This is a genomic window from Aquisphaera insulae (assembly GCF_011064615.1).
Lineage (GTDB): Bacteria > Planctomycetota > Planctomycetia > Isosphaerales > Isosphaeraceae > Aquisphaera > Aquisphaera insulae.
Genome location: NZ_JAALJH010000036.1, coordinates 37,478 through 58,112, shown reverse-complemented (window position 1 = coordinate 58,112; position 20,635 = coordinate 37,478). Strand labels below are relative to the sequence as shown.

At 66.9% G+C, this 20,635-nt stretch carries 18 protein-coding genes; 11 read left to right on the top strand and 7 right to left on the bottom strand.

The window, feature by feature from the left end:
• Positions 1 to 137 precede the first annotated feature (137 nt).
• The 8 genes from G6O54_RS19115 to G6O54_RS19080 all read left to right on the top strand — a co-directional run bounded on the left by G6O54_RS19115 (position 138) and on the right by G6O54_RS19080 (position 8,466).
• Entirely contained in the window at positions 138 to 1,055 is a 918-nt protein-coding gene (locus G6O54_RS19115; protein ID WP_165227258.1) for an NAD-dependent epimerase/dehydratase family protein, read from the top strand.
• Between the two features lie 644 nt (positions 1,056 to 1,699).
• Positions 1,700 to 1,984 carry a type II toxin-antitoxin system TacA family antitoxin gene (locus G6O54_RS38880; protein ID WP_165227257.1) on the top strand — a complete coding sequence of 95 codons (285 nt, stop codon included), beginning with the start codon at positions 1,700 to 1,702 and terminating at the stop codon, positions 1,982 to 1,984.
• Between the two features lie 2 nt (positions 1,985 to 1,986).
• A complete protein-coding gene (locus tag G6O54_RS19105; protein ID WP_165227283.1) occupies positions 1,987 to 2,526 on the top strand; it encodes a GNAT family N-acetyltransferase in 540 nt (179 codons plus the stop codon).
• A 431-nt stretch (positions 2,527 to 2,957) separates the two neighbouring features.
• Positions 2,958 to 3,821, top strand: coding sequence for an ankyrin repeat domain-containing protein (locus tag G6O54_RS19100; protein WP_165227256.1), 864 nt, complete (start codon positions 2,958 to 2,960; stop codon positions 3,819 to 3,821).
• A gap of 889 nt (positions 3,822 to 4,710) precedes the next feature.
• A complete protein-coding gene (locus G6O54_RS19095) occupies positions 4,711 to 5,436 on the top strand; it encodes a hypothetical protein (RefSeq protein WP_165227255.1) in 726 nt (241 codons plus the stop codon).
• 18 nt (positions 5,437 to 5,454) lie between these two features.
• Complete coding sequence (locus G6O54_RS19090) at positions 5,455 to 5,700, top strand: DUF3006 domain-containing protein (protein WP_165227254.1); 246 nt, start codon at positions 5,455 to 5,457, stop codon at positions 5,698 to 5,700.
• Positions 5,697 to 6,689, top strand: coding sequence for a ComEC/Rec2 family competence protein (locus G6O54_RS19085; protein WP_165227253.1), 993 nt, complete (start codon positions 5,697 to 5,699; stop codon positions 6,687 to 6,689). The genes G6O54_RS19090 and G6O54_RS19085 overlap by 4 nt, the downstream gene beginning before the upstream one ends.
• Positions 6,690 to 6,801: 112 nt before the next feature.
• Positions 6,802 to 8,466, top strand: a complete 1,665-nt coding sequence (locus G6O54_RS19080; protein ID WP_250846980.1) for a hypothetical protein — start codon at positions 6,802 to 6,804, stop codon at positions 8,464 to 8,466.
• A gap of 44 nt (positions 8,467 to 8,510) precedes the next feature.
• Here the strand turns inward: G6O54_RS19080 and metG are convergent, their stop codons facing one another.
• The 5 genes from metG to G6O54_RS19055 form a co-directional block, all read right to left on the bottom strand.
• A complete protein-coding gene (metG, locus tag G6O54_RS19075; RefSeq protein WP_165227252.1) occupies positions 8,511 to 8,843 on the bottom strand; it encodes a methionine--tRNA ligase subunit beta in 333 nt (110 codons plus the stop codon).
• A 10-nt stretch (positions 8,844 to 8,853) separates the two neighbouring features.
• A complete protein-coding gene (locus tag G6O54_RS19070; RefSeq protein WP_165227251.1) occupies positions 8,854 to 9,210 on the bottom strand; it encodes an Mpo1-like protein in 357 nt (118 codons plus the stop codon).
• Positions 9,211 to 9,255: 45 nt separating this feature from the next.
• Positions 9,256 to 10,890, bottom strand: a complete 1,635-nt coding sequence (locus G6O54_RS19065; RefSeq protein WP_165227250.1) for a multiheme c-type cytochrome — start codon at positions 10,888 to 10,890, stop codon at positions 9,256 to 9,258.
• A gap of 263 nt (positions 10,891 to 11,153) precedes the next feature.
• Positions 11,154 to 12,260: a DUF1573 domain-containing protein gene (locus G6O54_RS19060; RefSeq protein WP_165227249.1), complete on the bottom strand. Its 1,107-nt coding sequence runs from the start codon at positions 12,258 to 12,260 to the stop codon at positions 11,154 to 11,156.
• A gap of 147 nt (positions 12,261 to 12,407) precedes the next feature.
• A complete protein-coding gene (locus G6O54_RS19055) occupies positions 12,408 to 13,274 on the bottom strand; it encodes a class I SAM-dependent methyltransferase (RefSeq protein WP_250846979.1) in 867 nt (288 codons plus the stop codon).
• Between the two features lie 188 nt (positions 13,275 to 13,462).
• Between G6O54_RS19055 and G6O54_RS19050 the strand changes: the two genes are divergently transcribed.
• Positions 13,463 to 14,080 (top strand): nitroreductase family protein, encoded by a 618-nt coding sequence (locus tag G6O54_RS19050; protein ID WP_205678915.1) that lies wholly within the window; start codon positions 13,463 to 13,465, stop codon positions 14,078 to 14,080.
• 3 nt (positions 14,081 to 14,083) lie between these two features.
• Here the strand turns inward: G6O54_RS19050 and G6O54_RS19045 are convergent, their stop codons facing one another.
• Both G6O54_RS19045 and G6O54_RS19040 read right to left on the bottom strand, forming a co-directional pair.
• Entirely contained in the window at positions 14,084 to 15,556 is a 1,473-nt protein-coding gene (locus G6O54_RS19045) for a tetratricopeptide repeat-containing glycosyltransferase family protein (RefSeq protein WP_165227248.1), read from the bottom strand.
• 37 nt (positions 15,557 to 15,593) lie between these two features.
• The gene (locus G6O54_RS19040) at positions 15,594 to 17,099 is read right to left on the bottom strand and encodes a tetratricopeptide repeat-containing glycosyltransferase family protein (protein ID WP_165227247.1); all 1,506 of its coding nucleotides are present in this window, start codon (positions 17,097 to 17,099) and stop codon (positions 15,594 to 15,596) included.
• Between the two features lie 246 nt (positions 17,100 to 17,345).
• On the opposite strand from G6O54_RS19040, the gene G6O54_RS19035 reads away from it, so the two are divergent.
• Entirely contained in the window at positions 17,346 to 18,497 is a 1,152-nt protein-coding gene (locus G6O54_RS19035; RefSeq protein WP_165227246.1) for a PQQ-dependent sugar dehydrogenase, read from the top strand.
• 500 nt (positions 18,498 to 18,997) lie between these two features.
• The gene (locus tag G6O54_RS19030) at positions 18,998 to 20,587 is read left to right on the top strand and encodes a glycoside hydrolase family 5 protein (protein WP_165227245.1); all 1,590 of its coding nucleotides are present in this window, start codon (positions 18,998 to 19,000) and stop codon (positions 20,585 to 20,587) included.
• Positions 20,588 to 20,635 lie beyond the last annotated feature (48 nt).

Sequence of the window (20,635 nt, the reverse complement as noted above, 5' to 3'; positions counted from 1 at the left end):
CCGATTCGCTCGATCGCGGCTTCGAGGCAACTGGATTCCTGCTCGCGGCCTGGAAACGTGGTACAGTTGATGTTCTGACCCGGTTGCGAGCCGGTCGCCACGATCCCACCTTGCTTCGAGCCGAAAGGACTTGAGCCATGCGTCCTGACTGGGACTCGGATGATGAAGGTGAGGGTGAAAAGCCCCCCGCGTTCCCCAGATCGACTTCTGGCCACCTACCCATCCTCAGCCCCGACGACCTGGACGAGGAGGATGATGAGGAGGTCGACGAGGAGCTGGATCTCGAAGTCGAGAGCGAGCCGCGGGTGGTGCTGATCACGGGGGCGTGCGGGAACATCGGCCGCAAGCTCCGGGCGGCCTGGGAGGACGTCTACGACCTGGTCCTGATCGACGCCAACCCCGGCCCCGACGATCAGGACGTCATCAAGGCGGACCTCAGCATCCTGGACGACGAGTGGGGGACGCACTTCCACGGCGTGGACACCGTGGTCCACCTCGCGGCCAACGCCGACTCCGCGTCGACCGCCGCGGACCTGGTGGAACCCAACGTGGATGCGATGGCGAACGTCTTCAACGTCTCCGCCATGCTGGGCGTGGACCGGGTCATCTACGCCAGCTCCGTCCACGTCATGTGGGGCTATCGGGACCGGGGCGACGAGCCGATCAGGGTGGACCTGCCCCCGAAGCCGGTGAGCCCCTACGGCCTCTTCAAGCTCGTCGGCGAGCGACTCGGCCAGAGCCTGGCGGACGCCTTCGACCTGACGTTCATCGCGCTCCGGATCGGCTTCGTCCAGGAGGGGCGGAACCACGCCGAGACCCTGCCCGACGACTGGCACCGCAAGCTCTGGCTCTCCAACCACGACCTCGTCCAGCTCTTCGACTCGGCCGTGGAGGCGGAGATCGAGGACGATCCCTTCGTCGTCGTGAATGGCGTCTCGCGGAATCACGGCACCCGCTGGGACCTCACCGACGCCGCCGAGATCCTGGGCTACCTCCCGGAAGACGACGCATTCGCCCCGCCCCCCCGGGTGGAGGCGGTTGACGAGGTGTCGTGACCGAGGCGGCTTGCCGTGCCGAGCGTGCCGACAAGCTTGGGCGGGGACCGGCAATCGTGCCGGTCCCCCGTCCCGCGTTCGACCGGTCACGCCGTTTCCCTGAGACCCAACCCCAGACCGGTCGCTTTGGCTTCGATTGTCGCATCAGACATTTATAATGCGTAACACAAGTCCTTTGATGGACACCCCTTAACCGTGCACGAAAGCTTGGCTTTGCCCCCCGATTTCCGGGCAAGGTCGGTCCGTCGTGGCATCACGAACCTACCGGTCGCACGTCCGCATCAGGCCCCTCCTCTCAGGGCCAGCTATGCCGATCTCCGGCGCGTACCACCAGCGCGACACAGAGACTCTATCTAGAGAGTGCGCCATGTTTTGCGTTTTTCGTTCCTGGCCCACGAGTATTCCCAGAGGTTGTTTCCGCTGAAATCGGCGAAATCCGGATAACCGGGCCAATCGATCGGGAAATGGATGGGGAGGACGAGTCGATCGGCGAGCGGATCACCAGTGGGCCGAGTTTACCACCACATTTGATCCAGGCGATCCTGGCACTCGCGCGGACAGCCCAAATCAAACTCTCCTCGGCGTGTCGTGACAATGTCGGGCAATCATGGTATGCTTGACAGGGAAGGAAGAGAGGGAGTGCCATGCCGGGACGTTCAACGCGTACTGCCAAGCTGGATCTTCGGCTCACGCCGGAGGCCAAGCATAGGTTACAAACCGCAGCGGAATCGGCGGGGCGGACGGTCAGCGAATTCGTCCTGGAAAGCGCCCTGGTTCGGGCTGACGAAACCCTGGCGGACCGAACTCGCTTCGGCCTGGATGCAGAGCGTTGGACGAGGTTCCTGGAAGCGCTGGACGCCCCTCCCCGTGAACTCCCTCGACTCGGCCGGCTTCTGCAGGAACCCAGCGTCTTCGACCGTAGCGGGTGATGATGGCCGCTCCGCTTCGAATCGAGAAGCTCAAGCCCGATCACCTGGTCGCCGGATTTGACTGCGGCCAGGAGGAGTTGAACCGCTTTCTAGCGCGTTTTGCCCTGATCAACCAGCTTGCGGGCGCCGCTCAGACCTACCTGGCTCTCTCTGGCGAAACGGTGGTCGGCTACCATTCGCTTGCCGTGGGCGAGGTCGCGTATGACGATGCTCAGGGCCGATTGGGCAAGGGGCTGGCCCGTCATCCTGTCCCGATCATGCTCCTCGCCCGGCTTGCCGTAAGTACCGAGGCCCAAGGTCGGGGGATTGGCGCCGGCTTGCTCAAGGACGCGATGCTCCGAACCGTTCAGGCGGCGGATATCGCGGGAATACGTGCCCTGGTCGTTCACGCCAAGGACGAGAACGCCCGCCGCTTCTACGAGCATTTCGGTTTCAGTCCGTCACCGACCGATGCGCTACACCTGTATCTCCTGGTTAAGGATATCAAATTGCAAACACGAACAGAATCGCCCAAAGACCCGACGAACGGCGATCGAGGCTGATCGCGCTTCGGGAGCAATATCGGATCGCTGGCAGGTCGAAGCCAGGGATCAAACGGCCACGCATACAAAACAAAGAAACAAGGATACCAGGGGGAGCACCACCTGAACGGCTCGTCGATATCGCGAGCCGGCTGCTGACAGCCCCAGGGCTCCAACAGTCATGACTGGATCGACCCGAACTCCTCTCTGTATTACCCAGGATACCCGCTTTGAGTGCCTGGCCTTCGATACCTTCGATACCTTGCGAGCCAGCCAGCGCGCTGATGCTGGCCGGGGGCCTCGCCGCCGTGGCAGCGTGGGGTTCTCGCTGGCGTTGCTGACCGCCTCCATCCGGGGTTGGGGCTGAAAACTGAGCCTCAACCCCGGCGAGGAGCGTTCTCGCGAGAGGGAGGCATCGAAGGCCAGGCACCCAGGTGGTGGGAGCAGCATGCATGAAAGAAGATGCGACAAACAACGTCTTTTCGACCCTATCAGAGTTGGTCACGAACAGATCCAATGAGTTTTGCGAGCATGTACGGCAAGAGCCTGGTGTTGCCGAGCTACGGAACGAGTCTGGTGATACACTGTTGTGCATCGCTGCTTGGCAGAAGAATCTAGAGGCGGTAGTTTGTCTGATTGCCGCCGGTGCCGCAGTCAACGCTTCTGGCGACTGCGGCAAGACTCCACTTCATTATGCGGTTTATGAGGGTGATCCAGGAAGCATAGGGATCGTTTCAGCTTTACTAGCAGCAGGCGCGGATCCAGATATCATGGATGATTTCGGCTATCGTCCGGCAGATCTAGCAAAGGTAGAGATGACCGAATGCCTGCCAGAAGTACTTGTTCTGCTTGACCGCGACAATCTACGCGATCGATCGACAGTCGATAAAGGGCCTGATGCATTGTATTATGCGGTTCGCTGCGGCGACCTCACGACCATATACCACATCCTTGATAAGGATCCGGATGCGATCAATCTCCGAAATCGAGATGGCAATAGTCCTCTCCACATGGCATGCGAGGCTAAACAGCCTCACGCTGTGACTCTGCTTGTCGACGCCGGAGCAAACGTAAATGCACGCAATATCAGGGGCTGTACGCCACTCCTGATCGCAGTCGAGGGTTGTAACGTACTATCCTGGCCAATTGTACGAGTGCTATTGGCTGGCGGAGCTGACCCGAGGATTAGCGATGGCGCAGGGCGAAATCCTGTCGGAGTTTTGCTCGCTCAAGCTGAAGGTGTGAATGCCGAGGTGTTCAGCAAGACGATGAGGGTACTCGAGGAATCGACACAACGCTTTTGTGAACAAGAATAGGGAAATCGAAAGCCAGGCACCCGAGGTGGGCTGTTTGGGCAACACAGAGAGAAAGGCGGGGCTATCGAGTCCAGATTGTCGGCGGCGCGGGGCGTGCGGCGGCCGGGACGAGGTTCAACGAAGGGGCATCGAAGGACAGGCCCCCAGGGCATCGAAGATCAGGTACCCAGAGGGAGTAGACCGGGCAAAGCGGATAGCATCTTGGCTGAATCGAAAAGGATCGAAGGCCAGGCACTCAAGGGGAATACTAGGTCGCCGACAGCCCAGACTGGATCGACCCGATCTCCCACTCTGTATTACCCAGGATACGCGCTCTGAGTGGCTGGCCTTCGCGGCCGCTAGGAATGCCTGGTCTTCGATGCCGCTCTGAGATCACGCCGACAAGGCTTCAGCCGAAAACCCTACATGACTCCAACCGCCCCGTGGACTTCTCCCGGCCACAGGGTGAGTGCACCGATGGACAAGGGGCCCTGAAGGGGGGAGCCGAAGCGTAACGCCGGTCTACCTTGATGACGATCCGGCAATCCTGATTCCCTTGCACCCCATGGGGGAAAGGTACCCGGAATCAATGCGACATCTGTCCGATAGTCGAACCGCCACGAATCTGGGATCGGGCGGACGGTTAGAAGGGTGAAGGCCCAGGGGAAGGGCCCATGGGCCGCCAGCCCGAGGGCGGCTCGCCTCGCGGGCCGCAATTCACGAGAATGCGATTGACGACCCACCGGCTCATGATATAACCCGCCGGCATCACTTCGACCCCGACATCGTGCGCAGGTCGCGGGGGGCTTCGGTCTCCGGCCGGCGACGCCGACCGCTCACATCGCCTTGAAGAGGAAACCCGGCCGGGATGGCCGGGGCGGAACATCTCACGGACGAGGAGTCTGCCATCGTGGCGACGAAGAAGAAGCGCTGGCCGCTGCTGAAGAAGATCTGGGCCGTGCTGGCCATGCTGCTCACCGGCGGGGCCGGGGCCGGAGGCTGGGCGTTCAAGGACCGGCCGATCCTCCGGGCGGTCTACACCAAGATCACGGGCCAGGAGCCGCAGGCCGATACCCCGGTGGCGGAGATCAAGGACCGCCTCACGGGCGTGGTCACCGGCGCGATCGCGCGTGACGATCCCAAGCAGCCGGGCGTCTTCCGGGTCAAGATCGACGAGATCCAGCTCGACCCCAAGCTCTTCAAGCCCGGGCGCACCGTGGACATGCAGGCCCGCGTCGTCCGGATCGACCCCGCCGGCAAGCAGGCGATCGTCTGGGAGAGCAAGACGTTCGGCGAGAACCTCGTCGTCGCGGGCAAGGATGACCTGGTGGCGTCGTTCAGCGTCCGCCCGTTCGAGGTCGAGTGGAACCCCGAGGACGAGATCGTCGTCCAGGTCTGGGACCGCAAGGGGGGCCTCTTCGATCGCCGCGAGCTGAAGATGGCCCTCCCCGAGCCCGGCAAGTTCCCCCTCTCCAGCGGCGACCACGCGCTCGAGGTCGTCGGCCAGCGGTCGGACTCGCTCAACTCGCCCCGGAACCGGATCGCCTTCAAGTCGGAACGGCTCCGCTCGGTCGCCGACGCGTCGGCCGCCCGGGTCGCCCGCGGGTCCGCCGATCGGTCCATCCTCATCAAGTAATCCTGTGGAGATTTCACGGTGCAAACGACCGTCTCCCTCGACCGCTTCGAGGGGAAGGATAAGTCCGTCGCCGTGCTGGTGACCGACGGGGGCGAGTCGATCGACGTCCCCCGCTCGCTGCTCCCCGCCGGCGCCAAGGCCGGCGACGTGCTGCGGCTCTCGCTGGAGCGGGACGAGGGGGCGACGCGGAAGCTGGCGGACGACACGCGGAAGGTCCAGGCGGAGCTCCGCGCGACCGATCCGGGAGGTGATATCAAGCTGTGAAATTCCTCAAGCCGTTGCGATATCTGGTCGTCCTCGGCCTCGCTCTCGCGGCGGCTGGCGGGCTCCCTGCCCGGGGCCAGGATGAGGGCCCCGCCCCGCCCGCGTCCAGGCCGCTGATCGTCGACTTCCTGGACGTCGGCCAGGGGGATTCGATCCTCATCCGCTCGCCGGAGGGCAAGGTCGCCCTGATCGACGCCGGGCCCACCCGGGACGCCACCGCGGCCCATCTCAAGTCGCGGGGGATCGATTCGGTGGACATCGCGATCCTCACGCACCACCACCTCGACCACTTCGGGGGGATGGAGCGGGTCGTCCGGGAGTTCAAGCCGAAGTACTTCGTCGTCACCGGCTCGTCCCACACCACCAAGTCCTTCCTGAAGGTCCTGGAGGCGGTCCGGGACCAGGGGATCACCTCGATCGAGCCGACGGCGAAACCCCGCCGGATCGAGCTCGGGTCCGTGCTCCTGACGATCCTGCCGCAGCCCCCGTACAGCACCGACGAGGAGAACGACAACTCCATCGGCGTCCGGCTCGATTACGGCGGATTCTCGGTCCTGATGACCGGGGACAGCGAGGAAACCGAGCGCGCGACGTGGGTCTCGAAGAACCCGGATCTGCTCCGCGAGTGTACGGTCCTCAAGCTGGCGCATCACGGCAGTCGGAATGGGACCGACGAGGGCCTGCTGGACCTGGTCCGCCCCGAGATCGCCGTGGCCAGCCTGGCCACGGGGAACTCGTACGGCCACCCTCATTCGGAGACCGTCTCGTTGCTGCGTCGCGAGGGGATCCCGCTCCTGAGGACCGACCAGCGCGGGACCGTCACGATCGTCAGCAACGGCGAGTCGTGGAACCTGGTGAAGCCGGGGCTGGCGAAACGGAAGTCGTCCCGTGGCTCGGGGGATGACCGGGTCGCCACGGCCTCGGGCCGCGAAGGGCGGACCGCCGCCAAGCCGTCCCGATCGTCCCGGACCAAGAGCGGTTGGCGGTGACGCCGCGTCCTCGATCCGCGATCCGACTTTCCCCCCCGAAGGAATCCGCTATGATCCGGCCGGACGAGGGGGACTCTGGCGTCTCGAGTTCTCGACCGAGGAGGGGCCTGCGATGTCGCTGCCGATCCAGCCCGCCGCAGCCCGCCCCGCCCCTCGTGCCGGAGGGCGCGGCTTCTTGCAAGATCCCGGGCATTTCATCGACGTCTTCCTCGGATCGTTCCGACGTGACCTCCTCTCGTTCTATCCCGGGAGCACGCTGGAACGGGACCAGGACCTGGGCTTGGCCGGCGAGCTTTCGCCCCCGCGTCGGATCGCGGAAGGGGCCGAGATCTCGCTCGATTTCCGGATCGAGGAGGACGATGCGTGGCCGCCCAATACCTTGCGGGTGTCCCTCTTCGGTTGCCGGTATCGGATCAGCGTCCCGTCCCACGCGGCCCTCGGGCCCCGCGATCGGGACCTGATCCGGGCGATCGGCCTCGTGATGAGCCTCTATTTCCGGATCCTCTTCCGCTCCTCGGAGGTCTCCCTGCTCCAGTTGCGCCGGGGGATGCCGGAGGATCACTACGTCGCCGCCTCGGTGGAGCCGGGGCCCTACGCTTCCCCGAGCACCTTCTCGAGCCGAATCGCGGAGGCCATCCTGACCCTCCGGACGATGGCGCTCTCCACCTATGAGAACCGGCGGGTCGCGACCGGCGCGCTGATCCTCGGGCCTCCCGCGGCATCCTCGCCCCACGACGCTCGACCGGCCGCGACGGAGGCCATGCCCTTCGGCGTGGAATTGACGGCGCTCCGGACGCTCCACCGCCTCTGCGACGGCCGGCGGACCCTCTACCTCGTCGATGAGCAGGGGCGCCTGGAGGAGGTCATCGACATCCAGCGCTGGGCACGAACGCGCCGCGGCCGCGGCCTGCGGATCGCGGACCCGAACGCGGGACCATCGGCCGGAGCGGCCGAGCGAGGTCGCGGATCCGCGCTCCCGGTCCCGTGTCCTCGCGTTTACGAGTCTCATGCCCTGGCCACGCAGGGCTCGGGGCACATCTGCCTGGTGCTCAGCCCCAACCAGGAGATCAAGGTCTTCGCGCAGGGTGTCCAGGCGTTCGTCTTCGCCCAGGGCCGCTGGCGGGTCCAGGATCCGGAGACCCGGTTCGCCGAATGGTCCCGCGCGGTGAGGAACCCGGGACTCGCCCGCCGGCTCTTCCAGACCGCGCTCGACCTGGCCGAGGAGCGTCAGGGGGGCCTCCTGGTCGTCGTGGAAGAGGCGGACCGGGCCGTCGGCAACCTGATCTCGGTGCAGGACCTCGTGGAGGGATCGCCGGCCGTATCGCCGTGCGACGACGAGGCCGAATCCCCGTCGCATCTCTTCACGCTCCATGGGCTGACCGTGGATGAGAACTCGGGCACCCGAATCGGCGATCCGACGCGCAGGCCCTCGGCCGCCGCGGCCGATTCCCCGCTCTCGAAACGCTCGATCCACTACCTGGCCCGCGGGGCCCGCGTCATGGAGCTGGCTCCGGCCGTCCTGGAGGCGCTGGCGAGCATCGACGGGGCCCTCGTCACCGACTCGGCCGGGCGGCTGATCGCGTTCGGCGCGATCCTCCGCCACGATGCCCGCGGGCTCGACGCCGAGGGCACCGGTCCCGGTACGGATCCGCCCGTCGCCGAGGGCGCCCGGACGACGGCCGCCCTCGTCGCGAGCCGTTTCGGCCCGGTCCTCAAGGTCAGCGAGGACGGGATCATCTCCTGCTTCATGGACGGTCGCAGGATCTGGGATCTGTGAGGATCAGGGCCCCGACCGGGCCCGGCCGGCGGATCCGGGCGGCCTCACTTCACCTTCGCCCCGGGGACGCACTCCGGATCGTCGGGCGTGAGGACGATCACCTTGTCGCCGGACGTGGCCGCCAGGAGCATGCCCTGGCTGGTCTCGCCGCGGAGCATCGCGGGCGCCAGGTTGTTGACGATGACGATCCGCTTGCCGATGAGCTGCTCCGGCGTGTAGTGCTGCCGGATCCCGGCGACGATCTGCTTCTGCTCGTCGCCGATGTCCACCTGCAGGAGCAGCAGTTTGTCCGCATTGGGATGCGGCCGGGCCTCCACGACCCGGGCCACACGCAGCTCCAGCTTGGCGAAATCCTCGTAGTTGATCGTGTCGGCCATCTTGGTTTCCTTAGCGAGTCGGGTTGCCGGTCAGGATATTGCGAGCGCCCCGGGCCATCTGGCGGATCACCACCCAGGCCATCACGAACGGCGTGCTCGGATGGCGGAAGACCGTGGGCAGATTCCGCTCGAAGACGAAATGCCCGGTCCACATGATCCCGTACGACAGGAAGAAGAGCCCCAGCGACCACCAGGGGCGGAACGGGATCAGGATCACGGCGAGCGCCATGATCGGCCAGCCGACACCGACGTGGAGGGCGTGGTTCACCGGGTTGCGATGGTCTTCCCGATACTTGGCCGTCAGCCGCTCCCAGCGGGTGGATTCGGGGACGGAGGCGAGGACCGGCGATGCGGAGGGTTCACTCATCGGCGAGGCTTCCTGCTCGAGGCTCTGGCGTTTCGACCACGCGATTCACTTCCCGGCCGCGGCGGCGGCGGCGGCCCCCGGCTTGGGTGCGCCCCGGGGGGTCACCGGCTGGTGGACCTTCGGGTCCTTGTACTCGTCCAGGCCCTTGTGGACGATCTGGCCGTAGAAGGTCGCGAACGTGAACTTGGGGGAATTGTCCTCGTCGTGGCAGCGGATGCACATCCGGCCCTTGTCCGCCTGCTCGGCGGTGATCTTCATGGGGGTCCTGGCCGCGAGGTCGTCCGGGTTGGCGATGTGCCGCGAGCCGGGCCCGTGGCAGTTCTCGCACTGGTTCCCCTTCAGGTGCGGGGTCGCGGCCTCGGACTTCCAGCCCGAGGTGTATTCGAAGCCCGTCGTATGGCAGCTTATGCACTCGGCATCGAAGATCGTATTCGGCTTGGGGTCCTTCTCCAGCGACACGAAGGCCTGGGCGTGCTTGGTGGTGGACCAGCGGGCGAAGGTGTTCGGATGGCACTGCTTGCACGTCTCCGCACCGACGAACGTCGCGCCCGCGGAGCCCCCCGTGTAATCGTGGCGCGGGAAGGTCTCGACGGTCCCCGCCGCCTTGAGCATGCTGCGGTATTCGTCCTCGATGACCTTCTTGACGGCCGTGCCGGGGCCGTCGAGCCGGGTGCCCAGGGAGTACAGGTAATAGCGGATCTTCTGTTCGCCGTCGGCGAAGAACCCGACCGCGCCCACCGATTTCCCCCGCCGGCCGACCTGGACGACCATCGTCTTGCCGCCGTTGAGCATCAGGGGATCGCGGTCCACGGGATCGGCGAACTGGGAGCCGGAGACCACGACGTCGAAGCCCGGGTACGAGGTCGCCAGCCGCTTCGCCAACTCGGGCGGCCCCTGGACCATCAGGACCTGATAGTCGCTCTTCGGCTCCATGTCGGCGAGGACGGTGCCCAGGACCTCATCCGGCCGCTTGATCGCGGCGAGCAGCTCCTTCTTGTCCGGATCCGTCAGCTTCTCCAGGAGCTCCGGATCGATGACCGCGGTCACGCCGAGCTTCACCGATCCGGCGGGGAGGATCCGGCTGGCCTCGATCTTGGACTCGAAACCCGCGCCGGGCGTCACGTTGGCGACCACGATCCTCGCCGGGTCGTTGAGGTTGTTCAGGAGCTGGCCGAAGGCTTCCATGACCCCGATCTTGAGGTCCTCCGCGCTGAGGGCGATCGCGTCGTACTTGAGCGTGGAGAGGGCCTTGAGGGCGATCCCATACTTGATCTTGGCCTGCTCGAAGCCGCCGCGGGCGGCGGCCGGATCCTTGATCAGGCTCCCCAGGTCGATGAGGGCGACCTGGCCGTACTGGGCGCGAAGACGGTCGAGGAAATCGAGCCGGCGGATCAGGCCGCCGACCTGGCCCTGGGTGCACCCGCACGGCTCGAGGTAGCCGTCCATCTCGCCCGAGATCACCAGCAGCCCCGCCGGCTTGGGCCAGTCCGCCAGGAGCTTGCCCGATTTCGACATCCCATCCCCGCTGCTCCCCGCGGGCGGACTGTTCTTGGCGGTCTCCTTCGTGGGCGCCGCGGGAGGGGTGCCGGGTGCCTCGGACTTCGAGCACGCCGGGAGGGTCAACCCGCAAGCCAGGAAGAGGACAACCAGGCACATCCGAGATGGGGCGGCAGGCGACATCGTGATCCCTTCGTGAAGCGATTACGGCACCGGGCGAGCCGACGAGCCCGGTCCAGGGGCGGAGATCCTTCCGCCGTCGCCACTCTAGCGACAGGGGACCACGCGGGTAAGTCCAATCGACCCTCCCGCGTGAGCATGGTCAACATGGAGAATTCGGGCCGACCGGCGGGCGCACGACGCGACCTCGCACGGATCCGCGATGTCGCCGGCCGGGGGAGGCAGCAAGGCGTCGGCGAAGGGCCCGTCGTCCGAGGGTGAGGGTATCAGCCCGCACCCACGACGATGCTCACGGGGACCTTGATCTCGGGGACCCCCGGCAGGTCGGTCTTGAGGATGATCGTGTCCTCGACGACGCCCGGCGGGAGACCCGGGGGGACCGAGACGGTCATCCGGTATCGCCCCATGGCACCCGGGGCGTCGTTGGGGACGATATCGACGTCAAGCTTGTCGGGCTTGTGGGCCACCGTGAACTTGGCGGTCTGGCCTCCGCGGACCAGGAGGTTGACCTGAGAGCTGGCGTTCCCTCGGCCGTCGAGCGCCATCAGGCGGAGGCGGGCCGGGACGACGCTGACGGGGCCGGTCGCCGTTCCAGAGAGCGTCAGGGTGATCTTGGGCTCATCGGGATGATCGGTCTCGACGATCAGCTCCTCGCGGAACTCGCCCTGGCCGAACCCCGGCTTGACGTTCAGATTGACGCGGTGCCCCCCCTTGGTCTTGAGCTGAGCCTGATCCTCGGCCGTCAGGGGCACGATGTTCGGGGTGATCAGATCGGGCTTGGAGCTGGTGATCTTGCTGATCTTGAAATCGGGTCGGTTGGGCGAGAAGACCGCGATCGAGATCTGGGACGGCTTGTCCGTGGAGATCGAGCCGACCGCCACCACGCCGTCCAGCGGCTGGGGCAGGATCATCACCGGGGCGCTCACCTGGCCGTGGACGCCGAGCTTGAACTCGGGCCGGGTCGGGTCGTTCGTGGTGATTGTCACGTTCTTGCCGTACTCGCCCACCTGGTCCTTGGTCTTCCACTCGACCTCGACCTCGGTGGATTCGCCCGGCTTGATGGTCTCCTTGGAGCCTTCCTTCTTGAGCTTGCCCACCGTGCACATGCAGCTCGAGGCGCCGAGGTAGATGTCCAGGTCCCCCTCGCCCTCATTCTTGACGACCCACTTGCGGGTGCCCGTCTTCTGGGTGGCCATGTCGCCGAACTCGTACGTGAGCTGGCCCTCGACGACCACCTTGGGCTGCGGCCCCTTCGTTTTCGGGACGGCCGGCAGGTCCCACTCGGCGCTCGACCCACCGACAAGCTGCGTCACGACCGTCGCCACACCGGCCAGGAGGACGACGGCCACGCTCAGAATGACCCACCGCATCATGATAGTCGATAACTCCGGATGAGCGGACCAGCGAAGAAATATGCAATGATGGCCGAGCCGGGTGCGGACCGGGTCGTGAGATGACACCCGGTGCCGAAGGTCCCTCGACTCGTACCCCTTGATCTTAGGTTCGCCTCATCTTCAGGGTCAAGCGCTGGAAACCTCCGAGGGCCTCCGGCCCGCGAGGTTGATCCCATGTCCCTGGCCTTCGTGGAAGAACGTTTGGAGGGCGGAGAGGTCCTCGATCTCGACCAGGCCGGCGGCGCGGAACCATCCCCGGACCTCGTCCGCGGTGTGCCGCGAGAGGAACCCGGGCGCGTACCAGTCCAGGGTGTCGCAGACGCGGACCTCCGGATCCGGGTGCATGGACACCCCGATCGTGGCCAGGTGGAGCGCCACGCCGGCCCGCTGCACGATCCAGGCCCGGCTGCCCATCAGTCGCCGCTTCAGGCCCCCGATCGGCGCGGCGGCCTTCGAGAGCCCGAGCAGGAGCCCCAGGGGGAGGCGGCGGGAGATCGCCCGGTGGACGTCCATGATCCGCTCCACCGCGGGCCGCTCCTTCCGGTAGATCCAGATCGCGATCCGCCCGCCCGGTTTCAGCAGCCTCGCCAGGCCGAGGAACGCGGCCCGGGGATCGGGCGTGTGATCGAGCACCCCGATCGAATAGATGTGATCGAACGAGCCGGGAGCGAACGGCAGCCGGAGCAGGTCGCCGCGGACGACCGCGACCGTGTGCAGGTCCGAGGTCAACTGGGTCGCCGCGCGGGTCGCCTCGCTCAGGTCCATCCCCACGACGATCCTCGGCCCGAGCTCCGCGGCCATCCGGAGATACCTCCCCATGCCGCACCCGGCGTCGAGGACGACCCGACCCGCGAGCTCGTCCGCGGTCAGGGCCGTCCGATTCCGGAACGTGGCCCGGTCCTCCTCGGGTCGGAGGATCCGGAATCGGTTCCACTGGAGGCCATAGGTCGACTTCGTCCGGGCCTGGTCGGCGACGGTCATGACGGCGAGCATCCGAAAGATCCGGGCCCCGGGGAGGAACGACGGCCGGACTCCCCTGGAGGCTGAGAGTCCCGACCCGATAGTGTATCAGGGAGTCCCGGCCCGCGTGCGGTCCACATCGACGCGAATTCCCGCCATCGGGACCGATCACCTGATTGAACCTTCGCGGGATCTCGATCCCTTCTTCGAGGAGACCGACCGTGAGCATCCCCAGGTCCGCGACGCCCGACCACCCGATCCAGGAGCTGCTCGCGACGCGGTGGAGCCCCTACTCGTTCTCGGATCGCCCCGTCTCGGAGGAGGACCTGCGATCGCTCTTCGAGGCGGCGCGGTGGTCGGCCTCGTCGTACAACGAACAACCGTGGCGGTACATCGTCGCGACCAAGGGGGACCCCGACGGCTTCGAGAAGATCCTCTCCTGCCTGGTCGAGGGGAACCAGGCATGGGCGAAGTTCGTGCCGGTGCTCGCGATCGGATGCCACAGCAAGACCTTCGCCCGCAACAACAAGCCGAATGCCGCGGCGGAGCACGACCTGGGAGCCGCCAGCGCCAGCCTGACCTTGGAGGCCACGGCACGCGGGCTCTTCGTCCACCAGATGATCGGCATCCTGCCGGAAAAGGTCAGGGAGACCTACGGGGTCCCCGACGACTACGCCCCCCTCACGGGCATCGCGATCGGCTATCTGGGCGACCCGCCCGACCTGGATCAGCGATACCGGGACCGCGATCAGGCCCCGCGTCAGCGAAAGCCGCTGACCGAGATCGTCTTCAGCGGCACCTGGGGCAGGCCGTCCCCGATTCTCGGCGAGGAGTCCTGAGGCTCACGGGCGCGGGCCGGGCACCGGATTGGCCATCGAGGCCAGCTCGCTCGCGACGCTCCGGAAGACCGAATCCCAGTCCCCCCATCGCGGCTGGCGGAAGAGGCGCATGCTCGGATACCACGGGGTGTCTTGGCGATCCATGAGCCATCGCCACTCCGCCGCGAAGGGGAGGACGACCCAGGCCGGCTTGCCGAGGGCCGAGGCCAGGTGCGCCACGGCCGTGTCCGGCGCGATCACTAGGTCGAGATTCGCGATCGCGGCGGCCGTGTCCATGAAGCTGGCGCAGTCCCGCCCGAGGTCGCGGATCGGGAAGCGGCCCTTCATCTCCTCCAACTGGTCGGCGCCGACGTTCTTCTGGAGGCTGTACAGCCGGACGCCCGGGATCCCTGCCAGCGGCTCGAACCGAGAGAGCCGGAACGACCGAAGGTAGTCCTTCTTGTGATCCGGGTTGCCCTGCCAGACGACGCCGACCTTGAGGCCGATCTCCGGACGCAGCTTTTCGGACCAATCGGCGACGAGGCTCGGATCGGGGTGGAGATAGGGGACCGTCGCCGGGATCGTCTCGAGGGTGATCCCGAGCAGATAGGGGAGGCTCATGATGGCGGCCTGGCAGACGATCTCGGGGTCGACCGGCGGCTTGTCGTCGGTGTAGACCCTGGAAACCCCGGGGCAGGTCGCGGCCAGCGCGAGGAGGGTCCGGGGGCAGCAGACGGCGACGCGGCCGTCGCGTTCCCGGATCATCGGGGCGAACCGAAGGAACTGGATGACGTCGCCGAGGCCCTGCTCGGCGCGGAGGAGGACCGTCTTGCCGCCGAGCGGCCGGCCGTCCCAGAGGGGCAGGGGGAGCTCGGCCTGGATGTGCTCTGGGCATCCCCAGCGGGCCTCATAGGCCTCCCAGCCGCGGACGAAGTCCCCCTTCTGGAGCAGCGTGTAGGCGCGGTTCATGGCGATGTCCGCGTTCGTCGGCGCCAGCGTCAGGGCTTCCTCATAGGCCGCGATCGCCTCGTCGAGCCTCCCCTGACTCTGGAGGACCAGCCCCAGGTGCTCGCGAGCCCCGACGTACCGCGGGTTGAGCTCGATGGCCCGTCGATAGCAAGCCTCGGCCTCGGCGAGCCGACCCGTCGCCTGGAGGGCATTGCCCAGGTTGTTGTGCGCCTGCTCGTAGCGGGGATCGAGCCTCAGGGCCTGGATAATGCACGGCTCGGCCTCTTCCGGCCGGCGGAGGGACAGGAGCGAGGCCCCCAGGTTGTTCCACGCCTCGGCGTTGTAGGGGACGAGCCCGAGCACCTTGCGGTAGTGCTCGACCGACTCGGCGAGCTTGCCCAGGAGCTGGCTGGCGACGGCCAGGATGAACCAGCCGTCCGGAATCCACGGATTTCGGTCGACGGCCAGCCGTGAGGCACGCTCCGCGCCAAGGTAGTCTCCGGCGTGGAGGCAGGCCCCCGCCATCGCGAGCGGATCTTGTGCGATCATCGGAACGCTCCCCGAGGCCCAGATCGAGGGCATTGCATCAGCCCGCCCGGCTCATCCCACGTTCCCGACCGAGCGCGTCCGCGACTCGCTGGAAGACGTCGCCCCAATCGCCGAGCGTCCGCTGGCGGAACAGCCGCATCGTGGGATACCAGGGCGAGTCGTCGCGGACGCTCATCCAGCGCCAGTCGCAGACGGCCGGCAGCACCGTCCAGACCGGGACGCCGAGCGCCCCGGCGAGGTGGGCGGGCGAGCTGTCGGCCGAGATGACCAGGTCCAGGTTCCGCATCAGGGCCTCGGTGTCGAGGAAGTCGTGAAGTCGATCGCCCAGGGGCGTGATCGCGAACCGCCCGGACACCTCGCCGAGCTGGTCGAGGCCGAAGTTCTTCTGGAGCGAGAAGAGCCGGACTCCCGGCAGCCGCGACACGGGCTCGAGGCAGGCGAGCGGGAACGATCGCTCCGCGTCCCGCGTATGGGTCGGGTTCCCCTGCCAGACCACGCCGACCTTCAGGCCGGCGACCGGCTCCATCTCCGCCTTCCAGGCGTCCAGCCGCTGCCGGTCGGTGGCGAGATACGGGACGACCGCGGGGATCGTCTCGAAGGTCGTGCCGAGGATCCGGGCCAGGCTCATCACGGGAGCGATCCGGTCGGCCGGCGGGAACGGGCCGTGCATGGGGACGACCTCGTCCACGCCGGGCGCCGTGGCCAGGAGCTTGGCCAGGATCGTCGGGCACGCCACCACCACTCGGGCACCGCGAGCCTTCGCCAGGGCGGCGTAGCGGATGAACTGGATCGTGTCGCCGAGTCCCTGCTCGGCGGAGACCAGCAGCGTCCGGCCCTCGAGCGGTCGGCCGTCCCACTCCGGCAGCCCCAGGCCGTGGATGGGCAGGCCCTCGCCGCGGAATCGCCATTCGCACTCGGCGAACCCCACCGGCAGGTCCCCCTTCTGGATCGAGACCAGCCCCTTCGCGGTGTGCAGCAGGATGTGGCCGGGATCGAGCCGCAGCCCCGCCTCGTAGCAGTCGAGGGCCTCGTCCAGCCGGTTGAGCGCCCGCAGGGCATTGCCCAGATGCTTCAGGGCCTCGACGTCGTTCGGTCGCACCTCCAGGCAGCGCCGGTAGGCCATCACGGCCTCGTGAAACCGACCCTGATCCTGCAGGACGTTGCCCAGGTTGTTGATCGCCTCGGGATAGCTCGCGTCGATCTCGATCGCCGTGCGGAAATGGTCCTCCGCGGCCGGGAAGTCACGGCGAGCCTGGAGGATCAGCCCGAGGTTGTTGTGGGCCTCCGCGAGGTTCGGGTCGATCTCGATGGCCCGCTCGTAATGCCCCGCCGCGGTCGATGCCTCGTTCCGCTGCTGGCTGACGACCCCGAGCAGGAACCAGGCATCCGCGCAGTCCGGTTCCACGGCGAGCAATCGCCGGAGGAGCGAGCGTGCCCGCTCGCGATCGCCGGCCTGGAGGCACGCCGATGCGGCCCGGAGCGCATGCTCGCGAGCGATCTCCGGCGGGGCGGCAACGCCCACGCCCGTGCTCCGGTCTTCCATGACCTCACCTCGGAATTGGCTGTCCCGACAGAAATGCCCGGCCCAGGCCGGGTCGAAGGGCGCCGAGATCCTGCCGCGGGCGGGGGATTTCGTCAAGGCGGAGCCGGAACCGCTGGCGATTCTCGCCGAGGTCCGCTCTTGGTAAAATCGGAGAAATAGGGTAAATACGACACCAAGAGAAGCGTCGCTTCGCAGTCTCTCATGTCGGACTGGGCCGCTTCGCGAAGTCAACCAGGGCATGACACCATGGCTCATCTCAGGTCGCTCGCCGCGCGGATCCGTTCCCTGGTCGGGACGAGGAAAGCACGCGTCCGGGATTGCCGGCCGGTGGTGGATGGCCTGGAAGCCCGCTGGTTGCTGACGACGCTCCCCAGGGGGTTCGTGCAGTCGGTCGTGGCCGGTGGGCTGGTCCAGCCGAGCGGGATGACGACGCTGCCCGACGGCCGGATCCTGGTCCTCCAGCAAACAGGCCAGGTGCGGGTGATTCAGGGAGGCAAACTCCTGCCGACTCCAATGCTGACCGTGAATACCGAGGCGGTCGCGGAGCGGGGGCTGGTCGGGATCGCGGCCAATCCGAACTTCGCGACCAATCCTTATCTCTTCCTCTATTACACCGTGCCGGGGGCGCCGGCCCACAATCGGATCAGCCGCTTCACCGTCACCGGGAACGTGGCCGATCCGGCGAGCGAGATCGCCCTCATGGACCTCCCGGCGCTGGGGAGCACCCATCACAACGGCGGCTCGCTCCAGTTCGGCTCGGACCTGAAGCTCTATGTCGGCGTCGGCGACAATGAGGTCTCCTCGAATGCCCAGTCGCTGGCCACGCCCTTCGGCAAGGTCCTGCGGATCAACGCCGACGGCACGATCCCGACGGACAACCCGTTCTACAACCAGACGACCGGCGTGAACCGCGCGATCTGGGCCATGGGCCTGCGCAATCCCTTCTCCATGGCGGTGCAGCCGGAGACCGGGGCACTCTACATCAACGACGTGGGCGATTCCACCTGGGAGAAGATCGACCGGGGCGTGGCGGGCGCGAATTACGGCTGGCCGATCACAGAGAACGCCACCGGGGATGCCCGCTTCACCCCGCCGCTCTACGCGTACAACCATGGCAAGAACGACAGCAATGGTGCCGCGATCACCGGGGGCGCGTTCTACAGTCTTGCGCGAGGCAATTTCCCCCGATCCTTCTCCGGCCTCTATTTCTTCGCCGATATCGTGGGCTGGGTGAAAGCGTACAACCCGGCCAACGGGCGCGTCCGGTCGTTTGCGACCAAACTCCCGCCGGTCGTGGACGGGCTGGCCGTCGACAACTCGGGCAGCCTCTACGTTCTGAGCGTGGGACACGACCGCACGTCCGGCACCTTGCTCCGGATCCGCTACGGCCGTCGCTGAGGGAAGGACCTCCCGACAACTCGGAGCCAGACCGATGGAGGATCGGCGGATCCGGGTTCCGATGGAGGAATCGTCCGGATCGTCTCGATGGGTCACGGATCGGGAGAAACCCACGCGGGGAAGGGGTTGGAGACGTCTCGCGCGTCGCCCAGGGCGATGGCGCAGCCGAAGTCGCCCGAGATCGGTGCGGGAATGGTGCCCGGTGAGGAACGGGTACTGACCGCCCTCGGCGAGCCCGCCGCCAACATCGTCCGCCCGCCCCGCACGAGCCGGCCCTGTCAACAGGTAACTGGAGGCCGTGACTTGCGCCCATTGAACGGTATTGTGCCTAGCTCCCCGACGTGGCGTTTGATCAGAGCGGAGGTACTGTCATCAGGCCGAAGTTCCCATCTGGGCTCGTCACGTCCCGAGACGAGGATTTCGTCAAGGCCCAGCGGGTGCTACGGTAGCTCTTGCCGGCCGAGGATCTACGTCGATCGCGGCGGCGGGAGCAGAGGATCATGATCGGTTCGTGGATGATGGCGGTGTCGTTGCTGGGCCTCGCGGGGGAGGACGGGGCAAGGAACACGGGCGGTAACTCGCCGGTGTTCGTGCGCACCTTCGAAGAGCGAAAGCCGTTCGAGGGAACGTCTCCAACCGGGCCCGGAATTCGGGTGCTTGCCGGCGAAGGCCGGGCGGGAACCGCCGGACTCGTGATCGAGCGAGAGCCCGCGTCGGGGTCCGGATCGGCCATGGTGAGCTGGTCACTCCCGATCGAGAAACTACGCGGCGCCCGCGTTCGGGTCGAGGCGTTCGCGCGGGCTGAGGGGGTGTCGCCTCCGCCGAAGTCGTGGAACGGAATCAAGGTCATGCTCCACGTCCGCGGCGCGGGCGACGAGTGGCCGCAGGCTCCGATCGACGCCGGCTCCTTCGGCTGGTCGCGGGTCGGATTCACCGCGACGATTCCCGACGACTCGAAGTCGGCGGACCTGGCCCTCGGGCTCGAACAGGTCACCGGCCGCGTGGTCCTGGACGACGTCCGCATCTCCATCCTCTCGCCCCGCCGTACCGCCGCGACCCCGGCCGCGAACGCGACCGCGGCCGAGGCCCGACCTGGCCACGGCCGACTGCGTGGGGTGATGATCGGGACGAAGGTCGACGCCGACGACCTGACGACCCTGGCCCGAAGCTACGGAGCGAACCATGTACGATGGCAGCTCCTCTGGGACGGTTTCCCGAACGGCCCGGCGGATACGGCCACGGCCGAGGAGTACGACCGCTGGCTCGGCCGCGAGCTCGACCGCCTGGCCCGCCTGCTGACGGTCTGCCGCCGCGAGGGGATCTCGGTCCTGATCGACGTGCACACGCCCCCCGGCGGTCGCGAGCAGGGGACGAGCGTGATGAAGATGTTCCGCAAGCCCGAGCACCAGGCCCATTTCCTCCGGGTCTGGGACAGGATCGCCGGGCGGTTCCACGACGATCCGGCGGTCTGGGGCTATGACCTCGTGAACGAGCCCGTCGTGGGGATGATCCCCGACGGCGTCAAGACCTGGCCGGAGCTGGCGCTCGAGGCCGCGAAGCGGATCCGCGCGATCGATCGCGGGAAGGCCATCATCGTCGAGCCGACGCCCTGGGGTAGCCCGGAGGGCCTGGACGACTTCGAGCCCCTGCCCGGAATCGACGGGGTCGTCTACAGCGTGCACATGTACCAACCTCATCACTTCACCCACCAGGGGGTTTACGACAACCCGGGCCGCGTTTCCTACCCGGGCGTGATCGACGGCAAGCCCTGGGACAAGGCGGCGATCCGACGGGCGCTGGAGCCGGCCCGGCGGTTCGAGCGGGATTTCCACGTGCCGATCTACATCGGCGAGTTCAGCGTCATCCGCTGGGCGCCGGGAGCCAGCGGCCGGGACTGGCTCCGCGACGTGATCGAGGTCATGGAGGAATACCGCTGGGACTGGGCCTATCACGCCTATCGCGAGTGGGACGGCTGGAGCTTCGAGCACGGGCCGGACCGGAATGACCACACGCGCAGCCCGTCGCTCACCGACCGCGGGGCGCTCTTGAAGTCCTATTTCGAACGGAACCCGAGGCAACCGCGGCCGTGAGGAAGAACCCGGTCACGCGTTGGCACCTGGTCCCGGTGACCCTGGACC